The following is a 16,082-nucleotide window of genomic DNA, read 5'->3' as shown; positions in this document are numbered from 1 at the left end:
GGGGCTCCGCCCCGGACCCCGCTCCTCAAACGCCGGAGGGGCTGGAGACAGCCCGTCCGGCGTTTGAGGACGAGGCCGTTCAGGCCGAAGGGGGGTCCGGGGGCGCAGCCCCCGGGATGGGACGGGTAAGGGCGGCGGGGGCGAGGTTCTGTAGGCCTACGACGCGTAGGAGCCGGAGGCGGTCGTAGGAGGCCGTGGCCGGGCGGGCCGTGTGGATGACCAGGAGTTGGTGGTGCTCGTGACTGAGCATGACCTCGCAGTCCAGCTCCAGCAGCCCCACCACGGGATGCAGAAACCGCTTGGTGGCCCGGTGGCGGAGCGCCACATTGTGCTCGGCCCACAAGCGGGCGAACTCCCGGCTCCCTGAGCGGAGTTCGGCCACGAGCGCGGCCGGCTCCGGATCGTCGGGCCGCGCCGCGGCGAGCGCGCGCAGATTCGCCACATGGACCCGGGCGTGCTCGGCCCGGTCCTCCTCGGGAAAGAGCGAGCGCGCGTCCGGGTCGAGGAAGTACCGCCGGACCAGATTGCGCTCGCGCCGCGGCCGGGACATCACGTCCCCGGTCAGCGCCCGCGCCAGCGCGTTCTGCGCCAGCACCTCGCCGAGGTCGCTGACGACCTGCGCCGGCGCGTCGTCCAGCCGGTCAAGGATCATCAGCAGCCCGGGCCGCACATGCGTGGACGCCGTCTCGCGCCGGCCCGGCTCCTCACCGGCCAGGTGGAACAGATGGTCGTACTCCACGTCGGACAGCCGCAGCGCGCGGGCCAGCGCGGTGAGGGTCTGCCGGGACGGCCGCGGACCCCGGGACTGTTCGAGGCGGGTGTAGTAGTCCACCGAGAGCCCGGCGAGCGACGCCACCTCCTCGCGGCGCAGGCCGGGCGTACGGCGCCGGCTGCCCGGAGCGAGACCCACGTCCGACGGGGTGAGACGGGCGCGGCCACGGCGCAGGAAGTCGGCGAGTTCGACGCGGTTCACCCTTCCAGCCTGCGGTATCGCACCGCCGTTAACCAGGGACCGCCGGTCCCCCGATCAACAGGTCTCTCCCGCCCCGCGCCCCGCCGCCCCAGGCTGAGGGCATCGGACCAACGAGAGCGAGGCAGATCATGCTGACACTGGTGACAGGGGCGACGGGCGAGGTCGGACGGCGCTTTGTGCCCCGGCTGCTGGCACGGCGGCGCCCCCACGAGGAGGTACGTGTACTGGTCCGGGAAGCGGCCCGGGCCGAGTCCCTGGCGGAGCTCGGCGCCGAGATCGTCGTCGGCTCCCTGCTGGACGGGGAGTCCCTCGGCAAGGCGGTGGCCGGCGCGGACGCGGTCGTGAACATCGCCGCGTCCTTCCGCGGGGTCCCCGACGAGGAGGCCTGGGCGGTGAACCACGGGGCGGCAACCGCCCTGGGCCGCGCCGCACGGGCCGCGGGCGTCCGGCGCTTCGTCCAGCTCAGCACGGGGCTGGTGTACGGCACCGGCCGGGACCGTCCGCTGACCGAGGAGGACGAGATCCGGCCGGGCGGCGACATGTGGGGCGCCTACACCGAGTCCAAGGTCGAGGCGGAACGCGAACTGCTCGCCCTGGACGGTATGGACGTACGTGTCGCGCGCCTGCCCTTCGTCTACGGCGACGGCGACCCGCACCTCGCCCAGTCCCTGCGCTGGGCCGCGCACTGGGCCGGCACCAAGCGCCTCCAGATGGCCCACCACGCGGACGTGGCCCAGGGCCTGCTCCGCCTGCTGTGGGCGCCGGGAGTGGCGGGCCGCACCTACAACATCGCCGACGACACCCCCGTCACGGCGGTCGAACTCCACCAGCTGAACGGGGTGGAGATCCCGGAGGCCCTGCGCACCACCACGGACCCGGACCCGTGGTCCGGCATCATGTCCACCGAGCGCATCCGCCGCGAACTGGGCTACCGCCCCCACTTCCCGAGCGTGTGGTCGGCAAGGGAGGCGGGAGCCCTGTGAGGGGGGAGCGAGTGGATCAGGCGCGCTGCGACGCCACCATCGCCCGGTACCACCCGTACGACGCCTTCGGTGTGCGGGCCAGCGTCTCGTAGTCCACGTGCACGAGCCCGAACCGGCGCGCGTAGCCCTCGGCCCACTCGAAGTTGTCGAGCAGCGACCACACGAAGTACCCGCGCACATCCACCCCGGCCTCCACGGCCCGGTGCAACGCCCGGACGTGCCCGTCGAGATAGGCGATCCGCTCCTGGTCGTCGAGGCCCTCGTACGAGCACCCGTTCTCGGTGATCACCACCGGCGGCAGCTTCTCCCCGTACCGCTCCCGGAAGCCGGTGAGCAGTTCGGTCAGTCCGTCGGGGATCACCGGCCACCCGAAGTCGGTCACCGGCACGCCCTCGATCTCCCGCACGGAGAAGGGCAGTTCGGCCGGCATCCGCACCCCGCCGAAGTCGATCTCGGCACCCTCGGGCGCGCCCACCCGGGTGGGCGCGTAGTAGTTGACGCCGTACCAGTCGACCGGCTCGGAGATCACCTTCAGGTCGGCCGACACGTCCCCCGGCATCAACTCCCCGAGCCCGGCCGGGTATTCACCGAGCAGCAGCGGGTCCGCGAAGAGCCGGTTCAGCAGTACGTCGTAGAAGTCGGCGGCCTCGACGTCGGCACTGTCCCGCGACGCCGGCCAGGTCGGTCCGTGCGAGTTGGCGATGCCGATGTCCGAGGCGCCGCCCGCGCGCAGCGCCTGCACGGCCAGACCGTGCGCGAGCAACTGGTGGTGGGCCACCGGCAGCGCGTCGAACAGCAGCTGCCGGCCCGGCGCGTGGACGCCGAGCGCATGCCCCAGCAGGGTGTGCTCGGCGGGCTCGTTGAGGGTGATCCACTTGGTCACACGGTCGCCGAGCCGCTCGGTGACGGCCGACACGTACGCGGCGAAGCGGGCCGCCGTGTCCCGGTCCAGCCAGTCCAGTTCCGCGGGCAGGTCCCAGTGGAAGAGGGTCGGCACCGGCCGTACGCCCGCCGCGCACAGCTCGTCGACGAGCCGGTCGTAGAAGTCCAGTCCGCCCGGGGAGTCGACCCGGGGCCAGGAGATCGAGAAGCGGTACGCGTCGACGCCCAGGCCCGCGAGGAGCGCCACGTCGTCGCGGTAGCGGTGGAAGTGGTCGCAGGCCACGGCCGCGGTCGAGCCGTCCTTCACATGTCCCGGCTCCGCGGTGAAGGTGTCCCACACCGACGGTCCCCGTTGGTCGGCCGCGCCCTCGATCTGATGGGCGGACGTCGACACGCCCCACAGGAAGCCGTCAGGGAAGCGGGGGATCGGGTCCGTCGCCGTGCGTTGGTCAGTCGCCATGCGCGGATCATCCGTACCCCTGGTAACGGAAGTCAACGGGCGGACGGGAAGAAGGGGCCCGGGCCGGGGCCGGTCACGCCCCTTCTTTGAGTACCTTCGTGATCAGGCTGCGCTGTTCGTCCGTGAGCCGGGGGTCCGTGCAGTAGACCGTCCGGTCGTCGACGGTGATCCGGTAGCTGAAGCCGTCCGGTACGGCCGCCGGCGGGGTGCCCCGGCCGGCGGCGACCGCCCGCTCGGCCAGGGTGTGCCAGTCCTGCGCGTCGGGCCGCCCCGCGGTGTCCACCTCGGCCTGCCGCTCGATACCCGCGAAGCCGCCCGTACGCCTCACCTGAATCCGCATGGGTCCCTGTCTAGTACGGAACTACGCCCCGCGCACCCCGACCTGCTCCCAGGCCTTCAGTACCGCCTGGAACTCCTCGCCCTCGCCGAAGCGGGCCTTGGCCGCGGCCACCGTGAGTCCGGCGAACTCGGCGAAGTTCGCCTGCGCCGTCAGCTCGCCGCCGGTCAGCACGTCGTACCAGATCTGCCCGGCCCGCTCCCAGGCGTGGCCGCCGAGGGTGGTCGCGGCGAGGTAGAAGGCGTGGTTCGGGATACCGGAGTTGATGTGCACGCCGCCGTTGTCGCGGCCGGTGCGCACGAAGTCGTCCATCGTCGCCGGCTGCGGGTCCTTGCCGAGGACGTCGTCGTCGTACGCCGTGCCCGGGGCCTTCATCGAGCGCAGCGCCACTCCGGTCACGCGCGGGGCGAGCAGGCCGGCGCCGATCAGCCAGTCCGCCTGGTCGGCGGTCTGGTTCAGCGTGAACTGCTTGATGAGGGAGCCGAAGACGTCGGAGAGTGACTCGTTGAGCGCGCCGGGCTGGCCGAAGTAGGTGAGGTTCGCCGTGTACTGGGTGACGCCGTGGGCGAGTTCGTGGCCGATGACGTCGATCGGGATGGTGAAGTCGAGGAAGATCTCGCCGTCGCCGTCGCCGAACACCATCTGCTCGCCGTTCCAGAAGGCGTTGTTGTAGTCCTCGTCGTAGTGCACGGTGGCGTCCAGCGGCAGGCCGTCGCCGTCGATGGAGTCGCGCTCGAAGGCGTTGAAGAACAGCTCGAAGGTGGCGCCCAGGCCCGCGTACGCGCGGTTCACGGTGGCGTCCCTGCCGGGTTCTTCGCCCTCGCCGCGGACCTTTGTGCCGGGGAGGGTGGTGCCGTGTGTCGCGTCGTAGATGGTGCGCTGTGGTTTGCCGGCCTCGGCGTCCTCGGGGGCGGCGATCGCGGGGGCGCCCAGGACGGTGGTCAGCCGGCGGTGGGTGCGTTCGTAGGCGTCGCGCTGGAGGGTGCGGCGGGCCGGGCCGGCCAGTGCCGGGTCTTCGGCCTGGGCCAGTTTGTCGAGGACGTGGGGTGGCACGACCGTGCAGAAGGTGGGCTCTTGGACCCCGTTTGTGTTCATGTGCGGCACGATGGCACTCCGTTAGGGGGCTGTCACTAGGGGCAACCTTGATTGGTGAAATATGCGGATGCCTTCGGGTGGGGTGGTCGCGGTGTGTTATCGGCCGCGGGCCGGTGGGGGTTCGTCGCGCAGTTCCCCGCGCCCCTGAGAAGGTCGTTGGTCGGCCGTGGGCCGGTGGGGGCTTGTCGCGCAGTTCCCCGCGCCCCTGAGAAGGTCGTTGGTCGGCTGCGGGTCGGTGGGGGCTTGTCGCGCAGTTCCTCGCGCCCCTAAAGCAAAAGCCCTCCCCCCGACCCGCGCCCGTCGCGCAGCGCCCCCGCCGGTGCAGTCCCGCATGTTGATACGGGTCGGTCGGGGCGCGGGGTGTCGGATAGCATGCTGCGCATCATGCGATTTGGGCTGCTTCTTCTTAGCTGCCGCGGCGAGGGCCTGTAAGACAGGTCGACTCCCTCCCCGCGGAGCTCGGCGTTGCGTCGGCCGTCCTTCCGGACCTCTGAGGAGCCCCGCAGACATGGTGAACCGCCAGCAGCCCAGTTCCATGCCGATTCAGAAGTACGGCCGCTACGAGCAGGTCGACATCCCCGACCGCACCTGGCCGCAGAACCGCGTCACCACCGCCCCCCGCTGGCTCTCCACCGACCTGCGCGACGGCAACCAGGCCCTGATCGACCCGATGTCCCCGGTACGCAAGCGGGCGATGTTCGATCTGCTGGTGAAGATGGGCTACAAGGAGATCGAGGTCGGGTTCCCGGCGTCCGGGCAGACCGACTTCGACTTCGTCCGGTCGATCGTCGAGGACGAGAACGCCGTACCCGAGGACGTGACGATCTCCGTCCTGACCCAGGCCCGTGAGGACCTGATCGAGCGGACCGTGGAGTCCCTGAAGGGCGCCCGCCGCGCCAACGTGCACCTGTACAACGCCACCGCGCCCGTCTTCCGCCGGGTCGTCTTCCGCGGCTCGAAGGACGACATCCGGCAGATCGCGGTCGACGGGACGCGGCTGGTGATGGAGTACGCCGAGAAGCTGCTCGGCCCGGACACGGCGTTCGGCTACCAGTACTCGCCGGAGATCTTCACCGACACCGAGCTGGACTTCGCCCTGGAGGTCTGCGAGGGCGTGATGGACGTCTGGCAGCCCGGCCCGGACCGCGAGATCATCCTGAACCTGCCGGCCACGGTCGAGCGCTCCACCCCGTCCACCCACGCGGACCGGTTCGAGTGGATGGGCCGCAACCTGAGCCGCCGCGAGCACGTCTGCCTCTCCGTCCACCCGCACAACGACCGCGGTACGGCCGTGGCGGCGGCCGAGCTGGCCCTGATGGCCGGCGCCGACCGCGTCGAGGGCTGTCTGTTCGGACAGGGCGAGCGCACCGGCAACGTCGACCTGGTCACCCTGGGCATGAACCTGTTCTCGCAGGGCGTCGACCCGCAGATCGACTTCTCCGACATCGACGAGATCCGTCGTACGTGGGAGTACTGCAACCAGATGGAGGTCCACCCGCGCCACCCGTACGTGGGCGACCTGGTCTACACGTCCTTCTCCGGCTCCCACCAGGACGCCATCAAGAAGGGCTTCGACGCCATGGAGGCCGACGCGGCCGCGAAGGGCGTCACCGTCGACGACATCGAGTGGGCCGTGCCGTACCTGCCCATCGACCCCAAGGACGTCGGCCGCTCCTACGAGGCCGTGATCCGCGTGAACTCGCAGTCCGGCAAGGGCGGCGTGGCGTACGTCCTGAAGAACGAGCACAAGCTGGACCTGCCGCGCCGGATGCAGATCGAGTTCTCGAAGATCATCCAGGCGAAGACGGACGCCGACGGCGGCGAGGTCACGCCGAAGGCCATCTCGGCGATCTTCCAGGACGAGTACCTGCCGAACCCCGACAACGCCTGGGGTCGGATTCAGGTCAAGACCGGCCAGACCACCACCGACAAGGACGGGGTGGACACGCTCACGGTCGAGGCCAGCGTCGACGGCGTCGACACCGTGCTGACCGGGTCCGGAAACGGCCCGATCTCCGCGTTCTTCGACGCCCTCCAGTCCATCGGCATCGACGTACGCCTGCTGGACTACCAGGAGCACACGATGAGCGAAGGGGCGTCCGCGCAGGCGGCCTCGTACATCGAGTGTGCGATCGACGACAAGATTCTTTGGGGAATCGGTATCGACGCGAACACGACGCGCGCTTCGCTGAAGGCGGTCGTCTCCGCCGTCAACCGGGCGGCGCGCTGACCGCTCTGACCGGGGGTTTACGGGTCCCGTCCGCCGATCACGGCGGGCGGGACCCCGTCGATTACCGGCCATGTCGCCGCACAGGTCACGGAAAGGTCTCGTCGGGGGTGCTGACTCGGGCTCAACTATGTGGCTAACATCACGCCAGCGCGGCGATGTTGCCGTGGGGTTACGGAGGTGCGACGTGCTGCCAGGACGCGAACGAGACGGCCGTGCTGCCAGGCATTCGCGCATCCTGGGCACCCGCACCGCGTGGACGGCCGTCGGCGACGGACAGTTCTTCTGTCCGGGCTGCGGCGGAGACCGCAACTACCAGCGGCTCACCGGCCGCCGCCGCTTCACCCTGCTCGGCCTACCGGTGCTCCCGCGCGGCGAGACCGGCCCCACCGTCGAGTGCGCGGCCTGCCGCCGGCACTACGGCACCGACGTACTCGACCACCCGACGACCACCCGCTTCTCCGCGATGCTCCGGGACGCCGTGCACACCGTCGCCCTCGCGGTGCTGGCCGCCGGCGGCACCCGGGCGCGTACGTCGCTCTCCGCCGCCGCCGGCACGGTCCGGGCGGCCGGCTTCGACGACTGCACCGAGGAACAGCTCAACGCCCTCGTGGAGGCCCTCGCGGCGGACACCGGCCGGGTGTACGGGCGGGCCTGCGGACCGGGCCTGGCCATAGAGCTCCACGAGGCCCTGGACCCGCTGGCGCCGCATCTCGCCCCCGCGGGCCGGGAGGCGATCCTCCTCCAGGGCGCGCGGATCGCCCTCGCGGACGGGCCCTACACGGCGGCCGAGCGCGAGGTCCTCGCCACGGTGGGCGCCGCGCTGACCATCACGGCGGACGACGTGACCCGGTTGCTCACGGCGGCCGGTACACCGACGTAGCTCTCCCGGACGGCCCCCGGGCGGCGGTGTGCGGGGGCACAATCGTCTTTCCAGTACGTGCTGGGGGACGAGGGGGAGCACGTGAGACACGGCCTGCGCTGGGCGCTTGTGGTGGCTCTGGACATCGCGGCGTTCGCGGCCGTGTTCCTCGGGTTCTACGCCGCCGACCTGCCACTGCTTCCCACGTCCGACGAGGGCCGTATTGCCCTCGGTGTCGCCGCGGCCACGGTCGCGGCGACCGCGGGCGGGGCATGGGGCGCCTGGTGGGCGCCCCGGACGGCGGCGGCACCCGCGGCGCCGCCGGAACCCGGGGTCCGCTGGGAGCTGCCGCACGCGACCGTGACCGTGCACCGGGACCCCTCCGACCCACCGGCCGCCCCGCGCCCGGTGCGCACGGGCGACCTGCCGCGCGAACCGGCCGGCTTCCAGCCGCGCGAGGACCTGCTCGCCGAACTCGCCGCCGCCACCGAGCGGCACAGCCTGACCGTCGTCCACGCCGTGACGGGCGCCCGCGGTGTGGGCAAGACCCAGCTCGCCGCCGCCTACGCCCGGCGCCGGATCGAGGAGGGCTGGCCCGTCGTCGCCTGGATCACCGCGGAGAACAGCGGCCAGCTCACCCGCGGACTCGCCGACCTCGCCGACCAGCTGGAGGTGCGCGAGGCCGGGGACGACGAGCCGACGGCCGCGCGGGCCGCCCTCACCTGGATCGGCCGCAACCCCGACCCGTGTCTGCTGGTCCTCGACAACGCGACGGACCCCGACGAGGTGCTGGGCCGGCTCCCGACCGCGGGACGCGCCCAGGTCGTGGTCACGGCCACCGACCGGGCCTTCGAGAACCTGGCCGGGGCGCGCGTCGACGTCACCGTCTTCAGCCGGGAGGAGGCACTCGACTTCCTGCGCCACCGCACCGGGCTCCCGCACGACCCGCACACCGACGCCGAGGCGCTCGAGGTCGCCGAGGAACTGGGCCGGCTGCCCCTCGCCCTCGCCCAGGCCGCGCACGTCATCCGCGTACGGGGGAGCGGATACCAGGGCTATCTGCACCGGCTGCGGACCTATCCGCTGGAGGACGTCCTGGAGCGGGTGCCCGGTGAGCGCTACCCGCACCGCGTGGCCGAGGCCGTGCTGATGGCGGTGGAGGAGGCCGAGCGCGGCGAGCACGGACGGCTGGTGCGGGTCCTGCTGGAGGCGCTGTCCGTGCTGTCACCGGCCGGAGTGCCCCGGGACGTCCTCACCGGTGTGCTGCGGCAGGCGGGGTTCGACGACACCGCCGACCCGGAGGCCGCGCTGGGAGCGCTGACCCAGGTCTCCCTTGCCACCGACGCCGGAGCGGACGCGGTGGCCGTGCACCGGCTGGTGCGGCGCGTGGTGCGGGAGCGGTCCGGCGACGCGATCCGGCCCGTCGTCGGGGCCGTCGCCGGGCATCTGACCGAGGTGCTGATACCGGACTCACAGGCCTGGGAACGCAGGGAGTTCGGGGGCCAGCTAGTCGACCAGATCGACACCCTGTGGGGCGTCGTACGCGAGGACCTGGCGGCGTACGACGAGGAGCAGCAGGAGGCGCTGGTACGGCTGCGGTACTGGGCCGCGTACGACCACCTCGGTGAAGTGGGCGCGCTGGCGCGGGCGGTGGACTGGGCGGCCGAGACGCGCAGGGACTGCGAGCGGGTGCTGAGCGAGGACTCCGGCGCCTTCCTGATCGCCCTGGAGCTGGAGGGCGACATGCACGCCTGGGTGGGCCACACCCGGCAGGCCATCGCCGACCGGGAGCGGCTCCTCGAACTCGTCGAGCGGCGCCGGGGACCCGAGCACACCGACACCCTCGAAGCGCGCCGCTCCCTCGCGGCCACCCTCCAGAACACCGGGCGGTACGAGCTGGCCGTACCCCTGTACGAGGCGCTGGAGCGGGACGTACGGCGTATCCACGGCGCGGACCACGAGCAGACCCGCGGTGCGCAGCGGCGCCTGGCGAACGCCTACGCCACCGCCGGCCGGCTGGGCGAGGCCGTGCGGATCGTGGACCTCCTGCGCGGGGACCTGCTCCAGGCGTCCGGCACCACCACCTCGGACCTCGACTCCCTGCCGAGCCTGGCCGACGCCTACGGATCGGTGGGCCGGCAGGAAGAGGGGGCGGCCCTCCTGCGCCGCTACCTCGCGGAGTGCGAAGCCACCCACGGCCCCGACGCCTCCGACACGATCTGGGCGCGCAACGACCTGGCCCTCCAGTGCATGGACGCGGCCCTGTACACCGAGGGCCTCGCCGCGGCCGAGCGCGCGCTGGCGGACGCCGAGCGGGTCTTCGGCGACGAGGCCGAGGACACCACGGAGATCCGCGACACCCTCGCCACCTGCCTCCAGTCCGTCGACCGCGACAGCGAGGCGATGGCCCTGTTCCGGCGGGTCGTCGCCGAGCGGATCGCGGTGCACGGCCCGGAACACCCGCGTGTGCTGGCCGCCCGCGCCCGGCTGGTGTGGTCCCTGGACGAGTCGCGGCGCCCCCGCGAGGCCTACACCGAGCAGCGTGAACTGATCGCCGACTACACACGGCTGCTCGGCGACGACCATCCGAGCACCTTCGGCGTCCGCAGGTTCCACATCCACCTGTGCACACGGCACGGCCGGATCCAGGAGGGGGTGGAGTTCGCCCGCGAGGTCCTGGCCGACCACCAGCGGGTGCACGGCTCCACCCATCCCCGCACCTTCGACGTGTGTCTCGCCCTCGCCGACGCCCTGACGGCGTCCTCCCGGTACCCGGAGGCCGTCGCGCTGCTCCGGCAGACCCTCCTGGACACCACTCGGGCCCTCGGTCCCGGTCATGGCCACACGTTCTCCGCCCGCTCCCGCCTCGCCTCGGTGCTCACCGAGGTCGGTGCGTTCGACGAGGCCCGCGCGCTGCGCGAGGACGCCGTCACCGAATCCGTCCGGCTCTACGGCGACCAGCACATGGAGGTCGTGTACGCGCGCAGCGATCTGGCCGACGCGCTCACCGCGTGCTCGCAGCACGAGGAGGCGCTCGCGCTGCACCGCGAGGTCGTGGAGGACATCGCGCGCCTCCGTGGCGCCGACCACCCCTCCACCACCCTGGCCCGGCGCTGGCTGGCCGACGCCTGCGGCAAGGCGGAGCGGCACGGGGAGCGGTGCGAACTGGCCCACAGGGCCGCGCTGGACACCGAGCGGACCCACGGCGCCGACAGCCTGGTGACGCTGGCCGCGCGGGACGAGTACATGTGGGCGCTGCGCGCCGTGGGGCGCCGGCGCGAGGCCCGCCGAGGCAGGAGACAGCTGCTCGCGGACTACGTACGCCTCCTCGGCGTCGGCCACCCCTTCTCGATCCGCTGTCTCGACGACGTGGCCGACGGCCACCGGGAGGTCCAACGGCGCCTCAAGGCACTGCGGATCCGGCGGCGGGTCCTCGCCGCGCACGAGGCACGGGCGGACCCCTGGCACGGGGAGTCGGTCGGCGCGCGCCGGCGTCTGGGCACCGCCTACGCCTCCGTCGGTCTCGTCCACCGCGGCGTCGCCGTCCAGCGCCGTCTGCTCGACGACCTCACGGAGCGGTACGGCCCGGACCACGGCGCCGTGCTGACCCAACACCACTGGCTGGCCCATGCCCTGCTCAGGACCGGCCGCCGGGGCGCGGCGTCGGCCGTGGCGCAGGCCTGCCGACGTGCCTGCGAACGCGTCCACGGCCCGGACCATCCCCGGACCCTCGACGCCCGCTTACGTGTCGCCATGGTCAACCGGCTGACCGGCCGGCCCCGCGTCGCGCTCCGCGAATACGCGGCGCTGGCCGCCGACCGGGCCCGCGTCCACGGCGCGGACCACCCCCTGGCCTGGTACGCCCGCGTCCACCACGCCAAGGCGCTGCTCTGGGCGCTCCACCCGCACCGGTCGGTCGCCGCGTTCGACACCGTGCTCCAGGACGGCGTCCGCCTCTTCGGCCCCGACAGCCCGCAGGTCCGCAACCTCGCCGCCTGGCGCTACCCCCTGCTCTGCCTCGCCACCGGCCACTGGCGCCGGCTGCGCGCCGCCCGCGCCCTCCGCCCGCGCCCCGCGGTACTCCCGGGGGAGTAAGGGCGCCCCCGCGCCACCCGCGGCAGTAGCCGCCAACTCCCTCTGCCGCGCGACGAATCGGCGCCCCCACCCCGGAAGTCTGGGAACCGACCCAGACACCCCGACCGGAGGGAGGCCCGACTCATGGGGGCCGCTACTACATCGACACGGCGCCGGCGTGCCGTGCCCTGGCTCATGCTGGGGCTGTGGATCGCCGTGCTGGCGATCGCGTCGCCGTTCGCCTCGAAACTCGGTGATGTGCAGCGCGACCGGGCCGTGGACTATCTGCCGGCCAGTGCCGACTCGACGCAGGTCGCCAAGGTGCAGGACCGGCTGCCGGGTGGCGAGACCACCGAGATGGTCGTCGTCTACCACCGCGACGGCGGACTGACCGGCGCCGACAGAGCGACCGCGGCCCGGCAGATCGAGGAGATCGCCGGGGCGCACACCCTGACCGACCGGCCCGAGGGGGTGCCCTCGCGGGACGGGACGACCCTGATGTACCCGGTCGCCAGCAACGAGCCGGGGACCGACGAGGAGGCGCGTGACGCGCTGGTCAACGACGTGCGGGAGGTGGCCCGCGGCGGGGACGGGCTGAGCGTCGAGGTCGGCGGCGAAGGGGCGCTCGCGACCGACGCGTCCGAGGTTTACAACTCCCTCGACGGGCCGCTGCTCTACACCACCGTCGCCGTCGTCGCCCTGCTGCTGATCATCATCTACCGCAGCCCGTTCCTGTGGCTGGTGCCGCTGGTCGTCGCGGGCATCGCCGACTTCCTGTCGATGGGCGTGGCCTACGGGCTCAACCAGTGGTTCGGTACGTCCGTGTCCGGCCAGAGTTCCGGGATCATGACGATCCTGGTCTTCGGCGCGGGCACCGACTACGCGCTGCTGCTCGTCGCCCGCTACCGGGAGGAACTGCGGCGCATCGAGCGGCCCTACGACGCCATGGTGAGCGCCCTGCGCGGCTGCGGGCCCGCCGTGCTCGCCTCCTCCGGCACCGTCGCCGCCGGACTGCTGTGCCTGCTCGCCGCCGACCTCAACTCCAGCCGGGGCATGGGCCCGCTCGGCACGGTCGGTGTGCTGTGCGCGCTGTTCGCCATGCTGACCCTGCTGCCCGCCCTGCTGGTGCTGCTCGGGCGCCGGGTGTTCTGGCCACTGGTACCGCGTTACGGCAGTGAGCCGAAGGCCCGCCGGTCGCTGTTCTCCGCGATGGGCAGCTCCGCCGGACGCCGGCCGCTGACCGTGCTCGCGAGCGGCGCGGTACTGCTCGGGGCGCTCGCCCTGGGCACGCTCAACCTGCCCGGCAACCTCAAGCAGGAGGACTCCTTCACGAGCACACCCGACGCGGTCGCCGCGATGCAGACCCTCGGCGAGGCCTTCCCCGAGCAGGGCACCCAGCCCATCGCCGTCATCACACCGACCGACCGCGCCGACGCCACCCTCGCCGCGGTGCGCGACACCGGCGGTGTGGAGAGCGCCGAACGCGGGCGCAGCGGCGACGGCTGGACCGAGATCGCCGTGATGGCCGCCTCGCCCCCGCAGTCCGACGGGGAGACCCGCACCATCGAGGAACTGCGCGACCGGCTCGACGGCTCCTACGTCGGCGGACCCAGCGCCGAGCAGCTCGACCTGAAGGACACCAACGCCCGGGACCGGCTGATCGTCATACCGATCGTGCTGCTCTCCGTGCTGCTGATCCTCGTGGCGCTGCTGCGCAGCCTGGTCGCGCCGCTGCTGCTGGTCGCCGCCGTAGTCGCGGTGTGGGGCGCGTCGCTCGGCATCGGCGGACTCGTCTTCGAGCCGCTGTTCGGCTTCGAGGGCACCGACCCGGGACTGCCCCTGCTGTCCTTCGTGTTCCTCGTCGCCCTCGGCGTCGACTACGGCATCTTCCTGATGCACCGCATGCGGGAGGAGTCACTGGGCGGCGCCGAACCCGCGGCGGCGGCCCTGACCGCGCTGCGCACCACCGGCGGGGTCATCGCGTCGGCGGGACTGGTCCTCGCGGCGACGTTCGGGGTGCTCACCAACATGCCGCTGGTGCCCCTCGTCGAGCTGGGCTTCGTCATCGCGGTGGGTGTGCTTCTGGACACCTTCCTGGTACGGACGTACCTCGTGACCAGCGCGAGTGTCGCCCTGGGCCGCAAGGTGTGGTGGCCGGGACCGCTCTCCAAGGCGCCCCCGGCGCACGTCCCGCCGAAGGAACCCGAGCGTGTGACGGCCTCGGCCCACTGATCGACCGGCGCCCCTCCCTCCCGGAGGGGCGCCCTCCTCCCGGAGGATGAGCCCGTGCAGGCATCCACCACGGCCACCCGGCTGCGTATCGGCGAACGCGTCATGGCGGCCATCAACCGCGAGCCGTCGACGGCACCGCACGGCACCCGCAACGACGTCGTGCTCGCCGCCGCGACCGCCGTCGTCGCCGTCGTCCTCTCGCAGCTCGGCGACCACGGGCTGCGGGCCGACGCGCTCGGCCTGACGCTGCTGCTCGCCGCCCACGTGCCCCTGGTGTGGCGCCGCCGCCGCCCGGTGCTCGTCCTGCTCGCGGTGGTGGCCCTCGTCGGCCCGTACCACGCCCTCGACAACAACCACACCGCGCCGATCCCCGCGACCATGCTGGTCCTCTACACGGTCGCGGCGACCGGAACCGTGCGGCGGACACTGCTCACCGCCGTCTCCGTCATCGGCGTGACGCTGGTCATCAACGCCCTGTTCGATCCCGACGGCGTCCGGGAGGTGCTGCGGATCTCCGGCTGGATCCTCGCCGTCCTCTTCTTCGGCATCGACGTGCGCTACTACCGCCAGTACTTCGCGGCCGTCGTCGAACGCGCCGAGCGGGCCGAACGCACCCGCGAGGAGGAGGCCCGCCGCCGGGTCGCCGAGGAACGCCTGCGCATCGCCCGCGACCTGCACGACCTGCTCGCCCACAGCATCACCGTGATCGGCGTGCAGACCTCGGTCGCCGCCCATGTCCTCAACGCCGACCCGGAGCGCCTCGACCGGGCCGCCGTCGCCGCCGCCCTCGACGACATCGCCGAGACCTGCCGCTCGGCGCGCGGTGAACTCCGCACCACCCTCGAGGTGCTGCGCGAGCGGGACGGCTCCGAGACCCGCGGCCCGCTGCCCGACCTGCGTGGCCTGGGCGACCTCGCCGACACCGCCCGCCTCGCCGGCGCCAAGGTCGACCTGTCCGTCACCGACGACGACGTGCCGCCCGCCGTGGGCGCCGCCGCCTACCGGATCGTGCAGGAGGCGCTCACCAACGCCCTGCGGCACGGCGGACGCGACGACCTCACCGTGCGGGTACGGGTGTACGCCGACACCGGTGTCCTGCGCGTGACCGTCACCGACGACGGCGCGGGCGCCGGCACCGGAACACCCGGCTTCGGCCTGGTCGGCATGCGCGAGAGGGCCCGCAGCGTGGGCGGCACACTGGACGCCGGGCCGCTGCCCGGCCGGGGCTTCGAGGTCAGTGCCGTACTGCCCGTGAGCGCCGTGAGGGACGACGAGAGGGAACGAGCCCGTTGAACGCGATCCGAGTGCTGCTCGCCGACGACCAGACCCTGGTACGGGCCGCGTTCGCGATGCTCGTCGAGTCCGCGAAGGACATGGAGGTCGTCGGCCAGGCCGGCACCGGCCGCGAGGCCGTCGAACTCGCCCGCAGCGCCCGCGCCGACCTCGTCGTCATGGACATCCGGATGCCCGACCTCGACGGCATCGAGGCGACCCGGCAGATCGCCGCCGACGACGACCTCGCGGGCGTGAAGGTCCTGGTCCTCACCACCTACGACACCGACGAGAACATCGTGGCCGCCCTGCGCGCGGGCGCCTCCGGCTTCCTGGTCAAGGACACCCACCCCGCCGAACTCCTCGACGCCATCCGCACGGTGGCCGCCGGCGAGGCCCTGCTGTCGCCCGGCCCGACCGCACGGCTGATCGAACGGTTCCTGCGCAGCCCCACCGTGCCGCTGACCGGCGGCCCCGACTGTCTCTCCGACCGCGAGCGCGAGGTCCTCACCCTGGTCGCGCGCGGCCTCAACAACACCGAGATCGGCGAGTCCCTCGGCCTCAGCCCGCTCACCGCCAAGACCCACGTCAGCCGGATCATGGGCAAGCTGGGCGCGCGGGACCGGGCACAACTCGTCATCGTGGCGTACGAATCGGGACTGGTACGGCCGGGCGGCATGTGACG

Annotated in this window: 11 protein-coding genes; 7 read left to right on the top strand and 4 right to left on the bottom strand. The window is 72.7% G+C overall.

Features of this window, described 5'->3' with window-relative positions:
• Window positions 1-79: 79 nt before the first annotated feature.
• Window positions 80-973 (bottom strand): helix-turn-helix transcriptional regulator, encoded by an 894-nt coding sequence (locus ACIQAC_RS04145; protein ID WP_402186761.1) that lies wholly within the window; start codon window positions 971-973, stop codon window positions 80-82.
• Window positions 974-1,101: 128 nt separating this feature from the next.
• On the opposite strand from ACIQAC_RS04145, the gene ACIQAC_RS04140 reads away from it, so the two are divergent.
• Complete coding sequence (locus ACIQAC_RS04140) at window positions 1,102-1,956, top strand: NAD-dependent epimerase/dehydratase family protein (RefSeq protein ID WP_402186759.1); 855 nt, start codon at window positions 1,102-1,104, stop codon at window positions 1,954-1,956.
• A gap of 16 nt (window positions 1,957-1,972) precedes the next feature.
• On the opposite strand, the gene ACIQAC_RS04135 is transcribed toward ACIQAC_RS04140, so the two are convergent.
• The 3 genes from ACIQAC_RS04135 to ACIQAC_RS04125 form a co-directional block, all read right to left on the bottom strand.
• Window positions 1,973-3,298: a GH1 family beta-glucosidase gene (locus tag ACIQAC_RS04135; protein ID WP_402186757.1), complete on the bottom strand. Its 1,326-nt coding sequence runs from the start codon at window positions 3,296-3,298 to the stop codon at window positions 1,973-1,975.
• Between the two features lie 73 nt (window positions 3,299-3,371).
• Window positions 3,372-3,638: a protealysin inhibitor emfourin gene (locus ACIQAC_RS04130; RefSeq protein ID WP_402186755.1), complete on the bottom strand. Its 267-nt coding sequence runs from the start codon at window positions 3,636-3,638 to the stop codon at window positions 3,372-3,374.
• Between the two features lie 21 nt (window positions 3,639-3,659).
• On the bottom strand, window positions 3,660-4,730 hold the full coding sequence (locus ACIQAC_RS04125; RefSeq protein WP_402186753.1) for a M4 family metallopeptidase: 1,071 nt from the start codon (window positions 4,728-4,730) through the stop codon (window positions 3,660-3,662).
• 508 nt (window positions 4,731-5,238) lie between these two features.
• On the opposite strand from ACIQAC_RS04125, the gene leuA reads away from it, so the two are divergent.
• From leuA to ACIQAC_RS04095, 6 genes are all read left to right on the top strand, one after another.
• On the top strand, window positions 5,239-6,960 hold the full coding sequence (leuA, locus tag ACIQAC_RS04120) for a 2-isopropylmalate synthase (RefSeq protein WP_402186751.1): 1,722 nt from the start codon (window positions 5,239-5,241) through the stop codon (window positions 6,958-6,960).
• Between the two features lie 184 nt (window positions 6,961-7,144).
• Window positions 7,145-7,840 (top strand): TerB family tellurite resistance protein, encoded by a 696-nt coding sequence (locus ACIQAC_RS04115; RefSeq protein WP_402186750.1) that lies wholly within the window; start codon window positions 7,145-7,147, stop codon window positions 7,838-7,840.
• A gap of 81 nt (window positions 7,841-7,921) precedes the next feature.
• Entirely contained in the window at window positions 7,922-11,914 is a 3,993-nt protein-coding gene (gene fxsT / locus ACIQAC_RS04110) for an FxSxx-COOH system tetratricopeptide repeat protein (RefSeq protein WP_402186748.1), read from the top strand.
• A 123-nt stretch (window positions 11,915-12,037) separates the two neighbouring features.
• The gene (locus tag ACIQAC_RS04105) at window positions 12,038-14,125 is read left to right on the top strand and encodes an MMPL family transporter (protein WP_402186746.1); all 2,088 of its coding nucleotides are present in this window, start codon (window positions 12,038-12,040) and stop codon (window positions 14,123-14,125) included.
• A 54-nt stretch (window positions 14,126-14,179) separates the two neighbouring features.
• A complete protein-coding gene (locus ACIQAC_RS04100) occupies window positions 14,180-15,418 on the top strand; it encodes a sensor histidine kinase (protein ID WP_402186744.1) in 1,239 nt (412 codons plus the stop codon).
• Entirely contained in the window at window positions 15,415-16,080 is a 666-nt protein-coding gene (locus ACIQAC_RS04095; RefSeq protein ID WP_402186742.1) for a response regulator, read from the top strand. The genes ACIQAC_RS04100 and ACIQAC_RS04095 overlap by 4 nt, the downstream gene beginning before the upstream one ends.
• The last annotated feature ends 2 nt before the right edge of the window (window positions 16,081-16,082 follow it).

Source organism: Streptomyces sp. NPDC088387, assembly GCF_044753385.1.
GTDB lineage: Bacteria > Actinomycetota > Actinomycetes > Streptomycetales > Streptomycetaceae > Streptomyces.
Note: the sequence above shows the minus strand (reverse complement) of the source record. Positions and strands in the feature narration are given on the sequence as shown.

Excerpts from the sequence above, each read along its gene's own strand:
- ACIQAC_RS04140 (WP_402186759.1), top strand. The coding sequence starts at position 1,102 with ATGCTGACACTGGTGACAGGGGCGACGGGCGAGGTCGGACGGCGCTTT.
- ACIQAC_RS04135 (WP_402186757.1), bottom strand. The coding sequence starts at position 3,298 with ATGGCGACTGACCAACGCACGGCGACGGACCCGATCCCCCGCTTCCCT.
- ACIQAC_RS04130 (WP_402186755.1), bottom strand. The coding sequence starts at position 3,638 with ATGCGGATTCAGGTGAGGCGTACGGGCGGCTTCGCGGGTATCGAGCGG.
- ACIQAC_RS04125 (WP_402186753.1), bottom strand. The coding sequence starts at position 4,730 with ATGAACACAAACGGGGTCCAAGAGCCCACCTTCTGCACGGTCGTGCCA.
- leuA (WP_402186751.1), top strand. The coding sequence starts at position 5,239 with ATGGTGAACCGCCAGCAGCCCAGTTCCATGCCGATTCAGAAGTACGGC.
- ACIQAC_RS04105 (WP_402186746.1), top strand. The coding sequence starts at position 12,038 with ATGGGGGCCGCTACTACATCGACACGGCGCCGGCGTGCCGTGCCCTGG.